We start from the raw sequence: 17,110 nt of genomic DNA, 5'->3' as shown, positions 1-17,110 counted from the left end.
ACGAGAGCCCGGAACGAACCGACAATCCGTCCCGGGCTCTCGCCTTCACTGACATAAGCACGTGCCGCGCAGAAACTTCGAAAAACGGTTCGTGCCGTGACGCGTTGAAACATGAGGTTTTGAATGTCTGTTCGCATCGTACTCTCCGCTCTCGCCCTCTCCCTTCTTGCGGTCGCCGGCACTGGTCCGGCACAAGCACAAGATAGCAAGGAGAAGGCGGCGGCAGTCTCCGACGATGACGGGAAATATGTCGATGCGGATGGAAACCCGACATACAAGATTCAGGACGACGGCACTGTCGACTGGTACACATTCAGCGGCTATCGCCGCTTCAATTCGGACTGCCACGTCTGCCACGGCCCGGACGGCGTCGGTTCGAGCTACGCGCCCGCACTGGCCGATTCGCTCAAGACGATGGACTACGGAACCTTCCTTTCCGTCGTTGCCGAGGGCCGCAAGAATGTCGGCGGCGGCAAGGAAAATGTGATGCCGGCCTTTGGCGACAACAAGAACGTCTATTGCTACATGGACGACCTCTACGTCTACCTGCGCGCCCGCGCCGTCGGCGACCTGCCACGCGGACGTCCGGCCAAGAAAGCCGACAAGCCGCAGGCCGCAAAAGACCACGAATCTTCATGCATGGGTGGATGATGGCATTGGGGCACAAATTTCCCCGTTTCCGGTGGGCCGCAGCTGCCCTGGCACTGACGGTCGCCCTGCCCGGCTCCGCCTTCGCTCAAGGTGCCGGCCTGGGTGCAGCCGGCGAACTGGTCGACCCGGACGTGCTGCGCGTTTGCGCAGACCCCTCCAACATGCCTTTCACCGACGAGAACGGCCAGGGTTTTGAAAACAAGCTCGCCGAACTCGTCGCCGCCAAGCTCGGGCGCAAGTCCGTGGCCTACACGTGGTTCCCGATGGCCACCGGCTTCGTGCGCAACACGCTTCGCGCCAATCGTTGCGACATCATCATGGGCTATGCCCAGGGCGACGAGCTGGTGCAGAACACCAACGCCTATTACCGCTCGACCTATGTGATGGTTTACAAGAAGGGCGGCGATCTCGACGGCGTCGAGACGATCGAGGATCCCAAGCTTGCCGACAAGCGGCTCGGCATCGTCGGCGGCACGCCGCCATCGGCGAACATGGCCGCCGCCAAGCTGATGAAGAAGGCCAAGAACTACCCACTGATGGTCGACACCCGGCTGGCTCCCTCCATGGCCGAGGTCATGATCAAGGACATGCTTGCCGGGGTCATCGATGTGGCCGTGCTGTGGGGACCGATGGCAGGCTACTACGCCAAGCAGGCCAATGCCGATCTCGCCGTCGTGCCGCTGGTCAAGGAAAAGACCGGCTCGCGCATGGTCTATCGCATCACCATGGGCGTGCGCCCGTCCGACCAGGAATGGAAACGCACGCTGAACAACTTCATCAAGGACAATCAGGGCGAGATCAACAAGCTCCTGCTCGAATACAACGTGCCGCTGCTCGATGAGCGCGACCAACCGATTACGGAATAGAGGCTGAAATCAGCCGGCAGCAACAGGCTACCGGCGCCAAGGCGGAAATGCCGAAGACGATGAAAAGAAAGGGAACGATCTTGCTGCTCGTTGCGGGCCTTTTGAGTTCGATGCATCTGCCGGTGGCTTTCGCCGGCGATGTCGCCGAGCCGGACGGCTACCGCACGGACGAATATCGTGCCCCCACGCCTGAGACCTTGCACGGCGCGCAGGTGGTGACGACGGCCGAGGCCGAAGCCCTATGGCGGGAAAAGAAGGCGGTCTTCTTCGACGTCATGCCCAACACGCCCAAGCCGGCAAACCTGCCTGCCGGCACGATCTGGCGCGACAAGACCCGCAACGACATTCCCGGTAGCGTGTGGCTTGCCAATGTCGGCTACGGCGCCTTGACGAAGGAACAGGAAGCCTATTTCCGCGACGGCCTTTCGGCGCATACCGGCAACGACAAGGCCCGCCCTATCCTGTTTTATTGCATGACCGATTGCTGGATGTCCTGGAATGCTGCCAGGCGCGCGATCGAATGGGGTCACAGCTCGGTGATCTGGTATCCAGCGGGTGCCGATGGCTGGGAAAAAGCAGGATTTCCGCTGGAGGAGAAGAAGCCGCTGGCTGGCGGATAGTTTCGGAACGGATGTTCACATAAGTTTGTTTAGCAATTTAAGCACCTGCTGTTTCATTAGTCCATTTATGGACGGACCATTGCACATAGGTGCCAAGGCAATGGTTGAGGATCGAAGGAATCGGCCTTTGGGGCCGGTACAAAGGAGAAAGACATGAAGAAGAGCTGGACGAAGCCTACAATGTGCCAGGTATCGGCAGGAATGGAAATTTCGCGGTATCTGCCTGCTGAAATCACTCCCAAGAAGTAGGCCAAGAAGGCGCGTGCCCACTGCTTGCAGGGGCACGCGCCGTTCATGACCGCTTGGGCCGTAATGGTTTGAAATTTGACCTTGCAGGCATTGCGCTTGGCAGGGGAGAATGGTGGTTGACTGGAAATTTGCAAGACGGACTTCGCCATGCGCGTGAAGATCATCGGATCGGCGGCGGGCGGCGGATTCCCGCAATGGAACTGCAACTACCGGCTAAGCCGTGCGGCACGCGCGGGCAGCGCAGGCGTGAGACCAAGGACGCAATCCAGTCTCGCCGCGTCCGCCGACGGGCGGGGCTGGGTGCTTTTCAATGCGTCCCCCGATATCCGCCAGCAGATTGCGGAAACGCCGGAACTGCAGCCCCAACCTGACGACGCGTTGCGCTCCACGCCTATCCGCGCCGTGGTGCTGACGAATGCCGACGTCGACCATGTCGCAGGCCTGCTCAGCCTGCGCGAGCGTCAGCCATTCGCGATCTATGCCACCGAGCAGGTGCTGTCGGCGCTGCGGGCGAATTCGATCTTCAATGTGCTCGATCCGTCCATTGTCCCGCGCCACAGGCTCATGGAAAATCAGGAGACCAGCATTCAAGACGCCGAGGGAAACGAGACCGGTGTGCGCATCGAGACGTTCGCCGTGCCGGGCAAGATCGCGCTCTATCTCGAGGACACCAGCCGTCCGAACGATAATTTCGGCTCGGACAGCGGCGATACGATCGCTGTTCGCCTTGCCGGTTCGCGACCTGAGAGCTCGGCTTTCTACATTCCCGGCTGCGCGCGGGTCGACCCGGATCTCCGCCAGCGGCTTTCCGGCGCGTCCTGCCTGCTCTTCGACGGCACGGTCTACACCGACGACGAGATGGTGACCGCAGGCGTCGGCACCAAGACAGGCGCCCGCATGGGACACCTTGCGATGTCGGGCGAAAACGGATCGATCGCCCGTCTGGCGGATGTGCCGATTTCCCGGCGCATCTTCGTCCACATCAACAACACCAACCCGGTCCTCGACGAGAATTCGCACGAGCATGCGGCAGTCAGGTCCGCAGGCTGGGAAGTCGGCTATGACGGCATGGAGATAGAATTGTGAGCGATTTCCATAACGCCGCCAAGAACGGGCTAACCACACAGCAGTTCGAAGCCGTGCTGCGCCAGGTCGGCGCCGAGCGCTACCACAACCTTCACCCGTTTCATCACCAGATGACACAAGGCGCACTAACGAAAGGCCAGATGCAGGCCTGGGCGCTTAACCGCTACTGCTATCAGTCGGTCATTCCGCGCAAGGACGCGATGATCCTGGCGCGCGCCGAAGACCCTGCCTTCCGGGCCGAATGGCGCAAGCGCATCGAGGATCACGACGGCGCAGACGGCTGGAACGGCGGTATCGCCCGCTGGCTCAAGCTGGCGACCGGCCTCGGTCTCCCAGCGGAAGATGTGATCGGCGAGCGGCTGGCGCTTCCGGCAACGCGCTTCGCGGTCGGCGCCTATCTTTCCTTCTGCACCAACCGCACGCTGCTGGAGGCCGTCGGCTCATCGCTGACGGAACTGTTTTCGCCGGTCATCATTGCCGAGCGCGTGCCGGCGATGCTGGCGAAATATGATTACGTCACCGAAGACATCCTCGCCTATTTCAAGCCGCGGCCGGATCAGGCCTCGCGCGATTCCGATTTTGCACTCGCCTATGTGCTGGCCCACGCCGACAGTCCCGAGCGCCAGCAGTCGGTAATCGATGCGCTGGTCTTCAAATGCGATATACTATGGGCAATGCTCGATGCGCTGATGCATGCCTATGGCGAGGCGGGCCACATCCCGCCGGGTGCCTTTCGGCCGGAGGAGCGCGGATGACACTGACCCGCGAACGCAGGATTGTCTCGCTTCAGGCGACCCCTTCCCTGCCGCGCCATGTCCGCATCCAGTTCGATCCCGTTCGGCAGGCCTGGTCGGTGCTGTCGCCGGAGAAGGTATTCTGGCCAAACGACATCAGTCTCGACATCCTGCGCCGCTGCGACGGCAAGGCAGATGTCGGAACCATCATCGCCAATCTGGCGGCGGAATATGATGCTGCGGAGGAAGACGTTGCCGCCGACGTCACCGCGTTCCTCCAGGAATGGTCCGACAACCTGCTGGTGAAGCTATGAGCGAACCTCTTTTGCCCCCGATCGGCATGCTCGCGGAACTGACCCATCGCTGCCCGCTGCAATGCCCCTATTGTTCCAATCCGACCGAACTGATGAAGGCGAACCGCGAACTCGATACGCAGACCTGGCTTTATCTTTTCCGCCAAGCGGCTGATCTCGGCGTTCTGCAGGTCCATCTTTCCGGCGGCGAGCCGACCCTGCGCCGAGACCTGGAGCAACTCGTCGCCGGGCTTTCCTCGCGCGGCGTCTACACCAATCTCATCACCGCCGGTGTCGGCATTGCCGAAGGCCGCATCCGCGCGCTGGCCGAGGCGGGGCTCGATCATGTGCAATTGAGTTTCCAGGGCGCGCACGCCGCGACCACCGAGCGTATCGGCAACAACCGCGGCAGCCACGAAAAGAAGCTGGAGACGGCGCGGCGCATCAAAGCGGCGGGCCTGCCGCTCACCGTCAACGCACCGATCCACCGGCACAATATCGAGGAAGTGCCGGATTTCATCGAGCTTGCGCTGTCGCTCGGCGCCGAACGGCTGGAAATCGCCAATGTGCAATATTCGGGCTGGGCGCTGGTCAATCGCGACGCCCTGATGCCGGACCGGGCTGCCGTGGAACGGCAGGTGGAAATCGTCGAGGCAGCGCGCGAACGCCTGCGCGGCATCATGAACATCGATTTCGTCACACCGGATTACTTCGCCACCTATCCCAAGCCATGCATGGGTGGCTGGGCGCGCGACGCCTTCATGGTCGCGCCCGATGGCACGGTGCTGCCTTGCCATGCCGCGCACACCATTCGCACGCTGACATTCGAACGCTTCGGCGACCGCTCGCTTGCGGAGATCTGGACCGACTCGCCGGCATTCAACGCCTTCCGCGGCACCGGCTGGATGCAGGAACCCTGTCGGAGCTGCGACCGCCGCGAGATCGACTGGGGCGGCTGCCGCTGCCAGGCGATGGCAATCGCCGGTGATCCGGCCGCCACCGACCCGGCCTGCGCGAAATCGCCCATCCATGCGCGTATGAGCATGCTGATCGAGGATGCGCTGGCCACCGCTCGCGCCGATGGCAGCAACGAGGCGACCACTTTCGTCTATCGCCGCATCGCCGCCGTGCAGGAGCCGGTTTAGCGTCTCAGACTAGGAACGGATTGCTGCGCCGTTCCTCGCCGAACTTCCCGCCCGGGCCGTGGCCACAGATGAAGCCGATATCGTCGCCCAGCGGCAGGAGCTTGTCCTTGATCGAGGAAATCAGCGCCTCGTGATCGCCGCCTGGCAGGTCGGTACGGCCGACAGAGCCGTGGAACAGCACATCGCCGACATGGGCGAATTTCGCATCGCGGTTGTAGAAGACGACATGGCCGGGCGCATGACCCGGGCAATGCAGCACTTCAAAAACATGGTCGCCGAACGATACCGTTTCGCCCTCGGTGAGATAGCGGTCGGGCACGCAGTTGCGCACCTCGTCCTTCGCCAGGCCAAAGCGCTCGGCCTGGGTTTCGATATTGTCGAGCAGGAACTGGTCGGCCTCATGCGGTCCGATGACGTCGACGCCGAGCTTCTCCTTGAGCTCCATCGCCCCACCGGCATGGTCGATATGGCCATGGGTCAACCAGATCGCCGTGATGGTGATGCCGTTGTCCTTCAATGCCGCCAGTATCCGGTCGACATCGCCGCCGGGATCAACCACGACGCCCGTCTTGGTCTCGGTATCGAACAGGATCGTGCAGTTCTGCTGGAAGGCAGTGACCGGAATGATGCCCGCATTGAGCTGACCCATGATTTTCCTTTCGCTTTGTCAGGCGATACTTATGCAGGATCGTTCCCAGCGTCCACCGCATTGCCCAAACAAAACGGGCGGCCCGAAGACCGCCCGTGATCTGGAATTTGTAGCGCTCAGCGCTTGTTCATGGCGCCCATGACGGCACCGACGATTGCCGTCAGCACACCGCCGCCGACCACACCGCCAACTGCATTGCCGAGCGAACCCGACAGGGCGCCCGCAACATTGGGATCACTCAGAACATTCGTCAGAATCTGCCCGCCAGCAACGCCGCCAACGGCACCCGAGATCACTTTTACCGCTGCACTCATCGCTGCCTGCTTGAGTGCCGCACCAACTCCGAGGCCGCCTACGGCGCCGGTTACCAGCTGTATGATGATCGGAAGAAGCGCTTCCATATTACTATCCCTCCAACAGTAAAACCGACTCGCGCGAGTCGATGAGCAACATGAGACGCCGATTTAGACGAAAGTCAAATGCTAAGCCGCTGAAATGACACGGGCTGCCCGAAGGCAGCCCGCAAGAAAACGCTTCTTTGGTGGCGATCGACGTGGTCTTATTCGGCAGCAATCGCCTGCCTGGGCTGAACGGCGGCGTAGTAATCCTCCATCAGCGTCTTGGCGATTTCACCAACCTGGAAGCTGTATGGACCAACTTCGGACACCGGCGTAACTTCCGCCGCGGTGCCGGTCAGGAAGCATTGCTCGAAACCTTCAAGCTCTTCCGGCAGGATTGCGCGCTCGATTACTTCGATCCCGCGATCCTTTGCCAGCCCGATCACCGTACGGCGGGTGATGCCGTCCAGGAAGCAATCGGCCTTCGGCGTGTGGAGCTTGCCATCCTTGACGAAGAAGATGTTGGCGCCGGTCGCCTCCGCCACCTGGCCGCGCCAGTCGAGCATCATCGCGTCAGCATAGCCCTTGGCTTCCGCCGCATGCTTGGACAGGGTGCAGATCATGTAGAGGCCGGCAGCCTTCGACTTCGACGGCGCGGTGAGCGGATCGGGACGGCGATATTCGGCCAGGTCGAGGCGGATGCCCTTCAGCTTCTGCGCCGGGTCGAAATAGCTCGGCCACTGCCAGATGGCGATGGCGCAGTTGATGCGGTTGCTTTGCGCCGCAACGCCCATCATCTCGCTGCCGCGCCAGGCGATTGGCCGCACATAGGCGTCCAGAAGACCCTGCTTCTTCAGGAGCACACGGCAGGCATCGTCGATCTCGGTGACCGAATAGGGAATCGTGAAGCCGAGAATACACGCCGACTCATGCAGGCGCTCCGTATGCTCCGTCAGCTTGAAAATCTCGCCGCCATAGGCGCGCTCGCCCTCGAATACAGCACTTGCATAGTGCAAACCGTGCGTGAGTACGTGAATCTTGGCATCTGCCCACTTTACGAACTCGCCATTCATCCAGATGAAACCATCCAGCTGATCGAAGGGAACGGATGCCATGATATCCTCCAGCGGGTCCTCGCCCGCACACGTTTCGGGGTCGAAATACACCAGCCACAATGTCGATTGATGGCGTGAAGCCCTGGCCGATATGATCGACAAGGCAAACTCACGAAGTTCCGGAAAAAACGGCTGAGGCTTGCCTTTTCGTTCGCAATTGGCCGAAAAGCTTGGCAAAAATTACCAGTGCCGCTAAAATATGTCAACAAGGCTGACATAAATTTGAGCGACCTCACAGGAGACCCATGGCAGATCGTAACGGCAAGGATGCCAAACCAATCAGAACCGCACTCTCCAACGAGGATGGCATCGATCTGGCCATCATCGAGCTGCTCTTCTTCGCCTATCGAGATTTCACTTCCGACCCGGACCAGATTTTGGCAGAATACGGCTTCGGCCGCGCGCATCATCGCATCCTGCATTTCGTGAACCGGATGCCCGGATTGACGGTTGCCGAACTGCTCGACGTCTTGAAAATCACCAAGCAGAGCCTTGCGCGCGTCCTGAAGCAATTGATCGACACCGGCCATGTCATCCAGATACAGGGGCCGCGCGATCGGCGTCAGCGTGAGCTCTATCCAACCGAAAAGGGCCGCGCGCTGGCTCTGGACCTGGCCCGGCCACAGTCACGCCGCATCAGTGCGGCATTGGAGAGTGCACAAGCGACCGAGCGCGAAGGGATCGAACAATTCCTCAAAGCGATGGTCAACCCGGAATTAAGAGCGCAGATTGACAATCTGCCGGGAAATGCGCTGAGGGAGAGCCATGGAGACGAATGAGATAGCCGACCATCCGACAGCGCCGGAAGATGATGCACCGCATCTCCTTGTCGTCGATGATGACACCCGCATCCGCAACCTGCTGAAGCAGTATCTCAGCGAGAACGGCTTCCGCATCACCGTCGCAGGCAATGCCGGCGAGGCTCGGCGCAAGCTGGCCGGGCTCGATTTCGATCTGCTGATCCTCGATGTCATGATGCCCGGCGAGAACGGCGTCGACCTGACGAAGTCGCTGCGTGCAGAGAAATCCGTACCGATCCTGATGCTGACGGCGCTGTCGGAAACCGACAGCCGCATCACCGGGCTGGAAGCCGGTGCGGACGATTATCTGCCCAAGCCGTTCGATCCGCGCGAGCTCATCCTGCGCATCAACAATATTTTGCGCCGCGGTGGTCCGGCGGCCACGCCCAAGGTCGAGCAGCTGGTATTCGGCCCCTACACATTCCAGATCGCCAAGCGCGAACTGAAGAAGGGCGGCGAACCGCTGAAACTCACCGACCGCGAGCAGGAGATTCTTGCGATCTTTGCCGAGCGTGCGGGCGAAACCATTCCACGCCACGAGCTTGTCGCCGGGGAATCCGATGTCGGCGAGCGCACGATCGACGTCCAGATCAACCGGCTGCGCCGCAAGATCGAGCGCGATCCGTCCAATCCGGTCTGGCTGCAGACGGTTCGCGGCATCGGCTACCGGCTGAGTGTCGAATAGGCGCCTGCAACGTTGGGCGTCTTTATCGGACGCCCGCGTTTCCGATTGGGAATCGGCCCGAACTCCCTATATTGATCGGATCGGACCGGGTTTGGTGTTGCGCTTTCGTCTTCGAAACAACGCAATGAACTCAAACGGCGGCGCACACTGGACTGCGCACCTAACCGTTTGATTTCTCTAGGCTCTTCTCGCCTGTCCGCATGTGGAATAGACTGACCCTTCCAATGGCTTTGCTAACAGCAAGCCATCGGCGGATGGAAACGGCAGATGGCGACTTCGGAACTGAACGGACCGGGAAACGAAAATCTTGTCGCGCGCGCCAGGCGCGCGGTTGCCGCCGTGCCGAAAAACTGGAAACGCTTCTGGCGGCTCGTTTCGCTATACATGCCGAAGCGGCTTTATCCACGCTCGCTGATCATCATCATAACGCCGATGATCCTGCTGCAGTCGGTGGTCGCCTTCAACTTCATGGAACGCCACTGGCAAACGGTGACGCTGCGCCTGTCGCAGGCCGTGACCCGCGACATCGCCGCGATCATCGACATGATCGAGACCTATCCGCATGACGACGACTACGCCAACGTCATTCGCATCGCGCAGGACCGGCTCTCGCTGAAGATCGACATCCTGCCGCCCGACCCCCTGCCGCCGCCGGGGCCGAAGCCTTTCTTCTCGATTCTCGACCAGATCCTGTCGTCGGAGATCACGCGGCAGATCAATCGGCCGTTCTGGATCGATACGGTGGGCAACTCGAACATCGTCGAAGTGCGCATTCAGCTCGAAAACAAGGTGCTGCGCGTTTTCGTGCGCCGCAGCCAGGCTTACGCGTCGAACACCCACATCTTCCTGATCTGGATGGTCGGCACCTCGCTGGTGCTGCTGGTGATCGCCATTCCGTTCCTGCGCAACCAGATCAGGCCGATCCTGGCGCTCGCCGAAGCCGCCGAGAGCTTCGGCAAGGGCCGCCCGATGCCGCGCGATTTCCGCCCGCGCGGCGCGGAGGAAGTGCGCCGTGCCGGCTTCGCCTTCATCCAGATGCGCGAGCGCATCGAACGCCAGATCGAGCAGCGTACGGCGATGCTGACCGGCGTCAGTCACGATTTGAGAACGATCCTCACGCGCTTCAGGCTGCAATTGGCTCTGTCGGGCAAGAAACCGGACCTGGCAGCCCTCAACCAGGACATCGACGACATGCAGTCGATGCTGGAAGGCTATCTCGAATTCGCCCGCGGCGAAGCCTCGGAAGACCCCGGCCGCTTCGATCTCGATGCCTATTTCCACCAGCTTGGCGAAGAGGCCAAGCTGCGCGAACGCAAGCTGGCCACATCGCTGGTTGGTGACCGCGATATCCATGTGCGCCCCAACGCGTTCAGCAGGCTTCTCGCCAACATTACCGGCAACGCCTTCCGCTACGCCAAGGAAGTCCGCGTCAACGCCACCCATACGCGCGGTTCGCTGACGGTCGTCGTCGACGACAACGGCCCGGGCATTCCTCCGGAAAAGCGTGAAGAGGTGTTCAAGCCCTTCGTGCGGCTAGACGAGGCCCGCAATCTGGACGCCAGCGGCACGGGCCTGGGTCTCGCCATTGCCCGCGACATCGCCCGCAGCCACGGCGGCGACATCACGCTGGATGACAGCCCGCTGGGCGGCCTGAGGGCGATCATCAAGGTACCGGCCTGACATCAGGCGCAAACTGCGATTCCCATAAGCATTTGAATCACCTGCAAACTATGGTCGGGCGTGACGACCATCACGATCTTTGCGGATACTCCCGCATTCGCTTCGAGACAGCCCGGAGGAGACAGGCACGTCGCAGCGATATTTCAGCACCGATGGGAGGATCATCCATGCTCGAAAAGGCACCGCAAAAGACACTTACCGATCTGCTCGACCGCTTCGGCAAAGCTCTGGCCGCCGGCGACATCGACACGGCAGTCAGCCTGTTTCAGGAAGACTGCTACTGGCGCGACCTCGTTACATTCACCTGGAACATCAAGACGATGGAGGGCCCCGATCAGGTCCGCCAGATGCTGGAAAAGCAGCTCGCAGCCACCAAGCCGGAGAAATGGGCGCTGGCCGAAGGCGAAGACGTTACCGAAGCCGACGGCATCGTCGACGGCTGGATCACCTTCGAAACCAATGTCGCCCGCGGCTACGGCCATATCCGCCTGAAGGACGGCCGCATTTGGACCTTGCTGACGACGATGAGCGAGTTGAAAGGCCATGAGGAGCCGCTAGGCTTTGCCCGCCCGATGGGCGCCAAGCACGGCTCCAGCAAGAACCGCAAGACGTGGAAGGAAGAACGCGAGGAGGAAGCCAGCGAACTCGGCTTCTCGCGCCAGCCCTATTGCGTCATCGTCGGCGGCGGCCAGGGCGGCATCGCGCTCGGCGCAAGGCTGCGCCAGCTCGGCGTATCGACCATCATCATCGAGCGCAACGAGCGCGCCGGCGACAGCTGGCGCAAGCGCTACAAGTCGCTCTGCCTGCACGACCCGGTCTGGTACGACCATCTGCCCTATATCGACTTCCCAAAGAACTGGCCTGTCTTCGCGCCGAAGGACAAGATCGGCGACTGGCTGGAAATGTACACCAAGGTCATGGAGCTCAATTACTGGAGCTCGACCGAGTGCAAGAGCGCTTCCTACGACGAGAAAACCAAGGAATGGACTGTCGTCGTCGAGCGCGACGGCAAGGAGATCGTGCTAAAGCCCAAGCAGCTCGTACTGGCCACCGGCATGTCCGGCAAGGCCAACATGCCGAAGATCAAGGGCATGGATATCTTCAAGGGCGACCAGCAACACTCCTCGAAACACCCCGGCCCGGAGAAATATGCCGGCAAGAAGGTCGTCGTCGTCGGCTCCAACAATTCGGCGCATGACATCTGTGCAGCCCTTTGGGAAGCGGGTGCTGACGTCACCATGCTGCAGCGGTCCTCGACCCACATCGTCAAGTCGGACTCGCTGATGGAGATTGGGCTTGGCTCGCTCTATTCGGAACAGGCGGTCGAAGCCGGCATGACGACGCGGAAGGCCGATCTGATCTTCGCCTCCCTGCCCTACAGGATCATGCATGAGTTCCAGATCCCGGTTTACAATGCGATCCGCGAACGCGACGCCGATTTCTACAAGCGGCTTGAGAAAGCCGGCTTCATGCTCGACTTCGGCGACGACGAATCCGGGCTGTTCATGAAATATCTCCGGCGCGGCTCCGGCTACTACATCGATGTCGGTGCCTCCGAACTCGTCGCCAACGGCTCGATCAAGCTGAAGAGCGGCGTCGACGTGAAGGAACTGACGGAAAACTCGGTGATCCTGACCGACGGCACCGAACTGCCGGCGGATCTGGTCGTCTACGCCACAGGCTACGGCTCCATGAATGGCTGGGCCGCCGACCTCATCTCCAAGGAAGTTGCCGACAAGGTCGGCAAGGTCTGGGGTCTCGGCTCAAACACCACCAAGGACCCCGGCCCCTGGGAAGGCGAACAGCGCAACATGTGGAAGCCGACGCAGCAGGAAGCGCTGTGGTTCCACGGCGGCAATCTCCACCAGTCGCGTCATTACTCGCAGTATCTGTCGCTGCAGCTCAAGGCGCGGCAGGAAGGCATCGCAACGCCCGTCTACGGGCTGCAAAAGGTCCATCATCTGTCGTGATGAGGTCTTCGGACCGGCGGTTGTCGCAGCCGTCGGTTCGAATTCTACCGAACGCTAGAACAGCCGCCCGCCATCCGGCACACGCCGCTCGATGGCGCCGAGCACGACGTCGCCTTCTTCGTCGGGAAAGCCAAGCGTCAGAACTTCCGACATGAACTTGCCGATCTGGCGCGGCGGGAAATTGACCACGGCAAAAACCTGCCGGCCGACGAGCGTGTCGATGGAATAGTATTTGGTGATCTGCGCTGACGATTTCTTGATGCCGATTTCCGGCCCGAAATCGATCTTCAGCTTGAAGGCAGGCTTGCGCGCTTCCGGATATGGTTCGACCTCGACGATCGTGCCGGCGCGGATGTCGACGCGATCGAAATCGGCGAAGGTGATCTCCGGTTTTCTTGTTGTGTCTGCGGTCATGGAAAACTTATGCGTTGCCAAATGTCTCGAAGAGCACGCCGGCCAGCGCGTCCTTGGCGGAGGTGCCCGACCAGACAACGAACTGGAACGCCTGGAAATAGCATTCGCAAGCTTCCAGCGCCGAGGAGAGGAGAATCTCGACCTGCTGGCTGGTCGGCTCGACCCCACCGGCAAGCAGCAAGGACTGGCGGAACATGATCGCGCCTTCCTGCTCCCAGAGATCGAAATGGCCGAAAAGCATCTGCTCGTTGATCAGCGACAGAAGCCGCATGATTTCGAGCGTGCGCGTCTCCGGCACCTTGATGTCGAAGGCGCAGGCCAGATGCAGCGCCTCGAAGTCCTCCATCCAGGAGAATGAGATATGGTAGTCCGTCCAGGTGCCGACGACGGAGATGGCGATCTCGTCATCGCCCGTGCGTTCGAACGACCATTCATTGTTGTGCGCGACCTGCTCGATGACATCCACCGGGTGGATTTCACGTGCGTATTCCAGCTCGACAAGTTCCATAAAATGCTTCCTGACGTTCTGGGAGCGCTATTCCCGCACTCCGCGGAAAGGCACACGCGAACAATCTTAATCTCGAACACGGTCGGCAGGATTTGGTCTGCTACGCACACTGGGACCGGGTCCCCACCACCCGGCGCATGACCCCGTTACGAATCATGCAACAAATTCAGTGTATTGATGCAGAGTCGCGTGAACAGCCCCTTTTTTGCGGCAAGGGGCACAAGGGTGTGGAAAGCCGCTCGCACAAAGATTCATCGAAGACCGATAAGCGATTCAGCCGAAAGCGCTTTTTCGGATCGGGCTTTGTGGAAAAGGTTAACGAAATATTTTCAATTATTTTTTGGGAGCGGCCTTCGTGGACCGTTTTGCCGGCGCTTCTTCGGCTGCTGCCTGGCTTTGACCCGGCGTCTTGGCCAATTTGGCTTCGAGCTCAGCGACTCGCCCGGTGAGCTTTTCGTTCTCGGCGCGAAGCTTCAGCGTCATTTCGCGCAGTGCCTCGAACTCCTCGCGCTGCACCACATCCATGGAATTGAGGATGCGCTCGGCCTGTCCCTTGAAGGCGGTCTCGACCTCGCGGCGCACGCCTTGCGCAGCACCTGCAGCGTCCGTCACCAGCTTGGCGAATTCGTCGAGAATGCGGTTCGGTCCGGTCGACATGGCAAACCCTCTTGGTTGAAGTTTTGACGTAGTGCCGCGCGACCGCGAATGCAAGATCGTTGCTCAGAGCATCGGACCGAAAAGTGGAATCCGGTTTTCGGAATAGTCCGATGCTCATTCAAAGTGCTAGATCGCCGTGCGTCCGAATGGACGCACGGCGATCTGGCCTGCGACTTGATGCCGTCAATAACAGTTATTAAATTCGGCAGACAATGAAAGGATCAGCCCATGGCCATAAGCGCAGATCTCGGCGGACCGCTCGAGGAATTCGTCAACAAGCTGGTGACCAGCGGCCGCTACAATTCGAAGAGCGAAGTGCTGCGTGAGGGCGTGCGCCTCATTCAGGAGCGCGAGACGAAACTCGCCGCACTCGATGCAGCCATCGCCCGCGGGATAGCTGATGCGGAGGCCGGGCGAGTGATCCCGATCGATGAGGCATTTGAGCGGCTAGAAGCGAAATACAAGGCGCAGATAACCGACCGTAAAGCGTGAACGAAGCGCGACTACAACGCCTTCCCCGAAAGCTGACCCCTATCACGTTTGAGTTGATCCCTCCCCTGCCTTGACCCGGCCAAAAGCCTGCATCATGGTCCGCGCCGAACCGCCGCCCGACCCGGGAGTTTTTCTTGAGCGACTATCTTGCCTTGCCTCTGGCTGCCCTGCCCTTCCCCAACATCGATCCGGTCATCGTCCAGATCGGGCCGCTGGCGATCCACTGGTATGGCGTTGCCTATATCGTCGGCATCCTGTTTGCGTGGTGGTACGGCAAGCGGCTGGTGACCACGCCGAGCCTCTGGAACAACGGCAATCTGCCGATGAAGCCGGAAGACCTTGACGATTTCCTCGTCTGGGCGGCAGTCGGCGTCGTGCTGGGCGGCCGTGTCGGCTACATCCTGTTTTACGATCTGGCGCGCTATATCCAGAACCCGCTCGACATCTTCAAGGTCTGGCAGGGCGGCATGTCGTTCCACGGCGGTTTCACCGGCACGACGCTGGCGATGATCCTGTTTGCCCGCAAGCGCGGCATTCCAGTCTGGACCATGTTCGACGTGGTCGCCGCCGGCGTACCTGTCGCGCTCGGGCTGGTGCGCGTCACCAACTTCATCAATTCCGAACTGTGGGGCAGACTGACCAACGTCCCCTGGGCGTTCGAGTTTCCCACAGGCGGCCCGTTCACGCGCCATCCGAGCCAGCTCTATGAGGCGGGACTTGAAGGTCTCGTCCTGTTCTGCGTGCTGCGCATCCTCACCCATACGCTTTTCAAACTGAAGAGGCCGGGCTTCGTCGCCGGCGCCTTCGTCGCCGGCTATGGGCTGTCGCGCATCTTCGTCGAATTCTTCCGCGAGCCGGACGCGCAGCTCGGCTACCTCTTCGGCGGCTGGTTGACGATGGGCATGGTTCTGTCCGTGCCGATGGTCCTGCTCGGTGTCTGGGCCATGGTCACGGCCAAGCCCACGCCTGAGCCGAAGGCCGCATGACTGCGCTCAAGCAGCGCATCAAAAGGCTGATCGCCGCCAACGGGCCGATTTCGGTTGCCGATTACATGGCGCTTTGCCTGTTCGATCCCGAAGACGGCTATTACACCAACCGCGAGCCCTTTGGCGTCGCTGGCGATTTCACGACCGCGCCTGAAATCAGCCAGATGTTCGGCGAACTCGTCGCCGTCTGGCTGCATACGGCATGGCAGGCAACCGGGCGGCCCCTACCCGTCACGATCGCCGAGATCGGGCCGGGGCGGGGCACCCTGATGAAGGACATATTGCGCACGCTGTTGAAGCTCGACCCTTCACTCGTTGCGCAAGCCTCCTTCGCCATGATCGAAACCAGCCCCCGGCTGGTTGAGATACAAAAGAAAACGTTGACCGGGACGCAGGCCCGCATCGACTGGCATCAGTCCATCGAGACCCTGCCGGCCAAACCGCTCATCATCGTCGGCAACGAGCTTTTCGACGCTATCCCGATACGGCAGTTCGTGCACGCCGGCGGAAAGTGGCGGGAGCGCATGGTCGGTCTGAACGAAGCCGGCGAGCTTCATTTCCTCGCCGGCGCAGCTTCGCTAGACACATCCCTGTTGCCGGGCAATGCCACCACCGCTTCGGACGGCGCCATCTCCGAGCTTGCACCGGCCCGAACCGCGCTGATGGATGCAATCGCCGACCGGATAGCGACCCTTGGCGGCGCCGGCCTGTTCATCGACTACGGCCATCTCGAGCCCGGCATTGGCGACACGCTGCAGGCGCTGCGAAAACATCAATACGAAGACGTTCTCGCAAGCCCCGGCCATGCCGACATCACCTCCCATGTCGATTTCTCAGCACTTGCCGCAACCGCGCGGGGAAAGCGGCTCGACGCCCATCTCATGACCCAGGGTCACTTCCTCCTAGAGATGGGCTTGCTGGAACGTGCTGGCCATTTGGGGGCAGCTATGGACGCCGCCGGCCAGGAAAAAATCCGGGGGCAAGTCGAGCGTCTCGCAGGTCCTTCCGCCATGGGCGACCTGTTCAAAGTGCTGGCGATTTTGCCTTCGGGAACAGCCGTTTCGCCCTTTTCCGATGCGGATTGACTCGGCCAATCCCCTGCCTCACTGTCCCGTCCGCACCATTGCAAGCGAGGCTCGCCTGGCGAAGTTTCGCCTTGACGGAATGGGTTT

At 60.9% G+C, this 17,110-nt stretch carries 21 protein-coding genes; 14 read left to right on the top strand and 7 right to left on the bottom strand.

Features of this window, described 5'->3' with window-relative positions; translation table 11 throughout:
* Window positions 1–123: 123 nt before the first annotated feature.
* The 3 genes from DZG07_RS08190 to DZG07_RS08180 are packed head-to-tail and all read left to right on the top strand — an operon-like array spanning window position 124 to window position 2,137.
* Window positions 124–651 (top strand): c-type cytochrome, methanol metabolism-related, encoded by a 528-nt coding sequence (locus DZG07_RS08190; protein WP_091917646.1) that lies wholly within the window; start codon window positions 124–126, stop codon window positions 649–651.
* A 5-nt stretch (window positions 652–656) separates the two neighbouring features.
* Window positions 657–1,517 (top strand): substrate-binding domain-containing protein, encoded by an 861-nt coding sequence (locus tag DZG07_RS08185; protein ID WP_245429601.1) that lies wholly within the window; start codon window positions 657–659, stop codon window positions 1,515–1,517.
* 59 nt (window positions 1,518–1,576) lie between these two features.
* On the top strand, window positions 1,577–2,137 hold the full coding sequence (locus tag DZG07_RS08180) for a PQQ-dependent catabolism-associated CXXCW motif protein (protein ID WP_119815822.1): 561 nt from the start codon (window positions 1,577–1,579) through the stop codon (window positions 2,135–2,137).
* A gap of 65 nt (window positions 2,138–2,202) precedes the next feature.
* Here DZG07_RS08180 and DZG07_RS23775 read toward each other — a convergent pair whose 3' ends face one another.
* Complete coding sequence (locus DZG07_RS23775) at window positions 2,203–2,535, bottom strand: hypothetical protein (protein WP_162931578.1); 333 nt, start codon at window positions 2,533–2,535, stop codon at window positions 2,203–2,205.
* Between DZG07_RS23775 and pqqB the strand changes: the two genes are divergently transcribed.
* Genes pqqB through pqqE form a run of 4 tightly spaced genes read left to right on the top strand, consistent with a single transcriptional unit; the run spans window position 2,534 to window position 5,644 of the window.
* Window positions 2,534–3,472 carry a pyrroloquinoline quinone biosynthesis protein PqqB gene (pqqB, locus tag DZG07_RS08170; RefSeq protein ID WP_119815816.1) on the top strand — a complete coding sequence of 313 codons (939 nt, stop codon included), beginning with the start codon at window positions 2,534–2,536 and terminating at the stop codon, window positions 3,470–3,472. The genes DZG07_RS23775 and pqqB overlap by 2 nt on opposite strands.
* Window positions 3,469–4,227: a pyrroloquinoline-quinone synthase PqqC gene (gene pqqC / locus DZG07_RS08165; RefSeq protein WP_119815813.1), complete on the top strand. Its 759-nt coding sequence runs from the start codon at window positions 3,469–3,471 to the stop codon at window positions 4,225–4,227. Before pqqB ends, pqqC begins: the two co-directional genes overlap by 4 nt.
* Window positions 4,224–4,520 (top strand): pyrroloquinoline quinone biosynthesis peptide chaperone PqqD, encoded by a 297-nt coding sequence (pqqD, locus tag DZG07_RS08160; protein ID WP_119815810.1) that lies wholly within the window; start codon window positions 4,224–4,226, stop codon window positions 4,518–4,520. The genes pqqC and pqqD overlap by 4 nt, the downstream gene beginning before the upstream one ends.
* Window positions 4,517–5,644: a pyrroloquinoline quinone biosynthesis protein PqqE gene (gene pqqE / locus DZG07_RS08155; protein ID WP_119815807.1), complete on the top strand. Its 1,128-nt coding sequence runs from the start codon at window positions 4,517–4,519 to the stop codon at window positions 5,642–5,644. Before pqqD ends, pqqE begins: the two co-directional genes overlap by 4 nt.
* Window positions 5,645–5,648: 4 nt before the next feature.
* Here the strand turns inward: pqqE and DZG07_RS08150 are convergent, their stop codons facing one another.
* The 3 genes from DZG07_RS08150 to DZG07_RS08140 all read right to left on the bottom strand — a co-directional run bounded on the left by DZG07_RS08150 (window position 5,649) and on the right by DZG07_RS08140 (window position 7,746).
* Window positions 5,649–6,293, bottom strand: a complete 645-nt coding sequence (locus tag DZG07_RS08150) for an MBL fold metallo-hydrolase (protein ID WP_119815804.1) — start codon at window positions 6,291–6,293, stop codon at window positions 5,649–5,651.
* A 116-nt stretch (window positions 6,294–6,409) separates the two neighbouring features.
* Window positions 6,410–6,694, bottom strand: coding sequence for a hypothetical protein (locus DZG07_RS08145; RefSeq protein ID WP_091917654.1), 285 nt, complete (start codon window positions 6,692–6,694; stop codon window positions 6,410–6,412).
* A 158-nt stretch (window positions 6,695–6,852) separates the two neighbouring features.
* Window positions 6,853–7,746: a branched-chain amino acid aminotransferase gene (locus DZG07_RS08140; RefSeq protein ID WP_119821518.1), complete on the bottom strand. Its 894-nt coding sequence runs from the start codon at window positions 7,744–7,746 to the stop codon at window positions 6,853–6,855.
* 245 nt (window positions 7,747–7,991) lie between these two features.
* On the opposite strand from DZG07_RS08140, the gene DZG07_RS08135 reads away from it, so the two are divergent.
* The 4 genes from DZG07_RS08135 (at window position 7,992) to DZG07_RS08120 (ending at window position 12,881) form a co-directional block, all read left to right on the top strand.
* Window positions 7,992–8,525 (top strand): MarR family transcriptional regulator, encoded by a 534-nt coding sequence (locus DZG07_RS08135; protein ID WP_119815802.1) that lies wholly within the window; start codon window positions 7,992–7,994, stop codon window positions 8,523–8,525.
* A complete protein-coding gene (locus DZG07_RS08130; protein ID WP_091917656.1) occupies window positions 8,512–9,231 on the top strand; it encodes a response regulator transcription factor in 720 nt (239 codons plus the stop codon). Before DZG07_RS08135 ends, DZG07_RS08130 begins: the two co-directional genes overlap by 14 nt.
* 267 nt (window positions 9,232–9,498) lie before the next feature.
* Window positions 9,499–10,911, top strand: coding sequence for an ATP-binding protein (locus DZG07_RS08125; protein ID WP_091917657.1), 1,413 nt, complete (start codon window positions 9,499–9,501; stop codon window positions 10,909–10,911).
* A gap of 167 nt (window positions 10,912–11,078) precedes the next feature.
* Window positions 11,079–12,881, top strand: a complete 1,803-nt coding sequence (locus DZG07_RS08120) for an NAD(P)/FAD-dependent oxidoreductase (RefSeq protein ID WP_119815799.1) — start codon at window positions 11,079–11,081, stop codon at window positions 12,879–12,881.
* Window positions 12,882–12,935: 54 nt separating this feature from the next.
* On the opposite strand, the gene DZG07_RS08115 is transcribed toward DZG07_RS08120, so the two are convergent.
* From DZG07_RS08115 to DZG07_RS08105, 3 genes are all read right to left on the bottom strand, one after another.
* Window positions 12,936–13,295, bottom strand: coding sequence for a tRNA-binding protein (locus DZG07_RS08115; RefSeq protein WP_091917659.1), 360 nt, complete (start codon window positions 13,293–13,295; stop codon window positions 12,936–12,938).
* A gap of 7 nt (window positions 13,296–13,302) precedes the next feature.
* Window positions 13,303–13,803, bottom strand: coding sequence for a YbjN domain-containing protein (locus DZG07_RS08110; protein ID WP_091917660.1), 501 nt, complete (start codon window positions 13,801–13,803; stop codon window positions 13,303–13,305).
* Between the two features lie 333 nt (window positions 13,804–14,136).
* On the bottom strand, window positions 14,137–14,460 hold the full coding sequence (locus tag DZG07_RS08105; RefSeq protein WP_091917661.1) for an accessory factor UbiK family protein: 324 nt from the start codon (window positions 14,458–14,460) through the stop codon (window positions 14,137–14,139).
* A 228-nt stretch (window positions 14,461–14,688) separates the two neighbouring features.
* Between DZG07_RS08105 and DZG07_RS08100 the strand changes: the two genes are divergently transcribed.
* The 3 genes from DZG07_RS08100 to DZG07_RS08090 all read left to right on the top strand — a co-directional run bounded on the left by DZG07_RS08100 (window position 14,689) and on the right by DZG07_RS08090 (window position 17,023).
* Window positions 14,689–14,952 (top strand): type II toxin-antitoxin system ParD family antitoxin, encoded by a 264-nt coding sequence (locus DZG07_RS08100; protein WP_091917662.1) that lies wholly within the window; start codon window positions 14,689–14,691, stop codon window positions 14,950–14,952.
* Between the two features lie 134 nt (window positions 14,953–15,086).
* Window positions 15,087–15,938 (top strand): prolipoprotein diacylglyceryl transferase, encoded by an 852-nt coding sequence (gene lgt / locus DZG07_RS08095; protein WP_091917663.1) that lies wholly within the window; start codon window positions 15,087–15,089, stop codon window positions 15,936–15,938.
* Window positions 15,935–17,023, top strand: a complete 1,089-nt coding sequence (locus tag DZG07_RS08090) for a class I SAM-dependent methyltransferase (protein ID WP_119815797.1) — start codon at window positions 15,935–15,937, stop codon at window positions 17,021–17,023. The genes lgt and DZG07_RS08090 overlap by 4 nt, the downstream gene beginning before the upstream one ends.
* Window positions 17,024–17,110: the final 87 nt, after the last annotated feature.

It is taken from the genome of Mesorhizobium sp. DCY119 (assembly GCF_003590645.1).
Lineage (GTDB): Bacteria > Pseudomonadota > Alphaproteobacteria > Rhizobiales > Rhizobiaceae > Mesorhizobium_M.
This window is presented reverse-complemented; position numbering and strand designations above follow the sequence as displayed.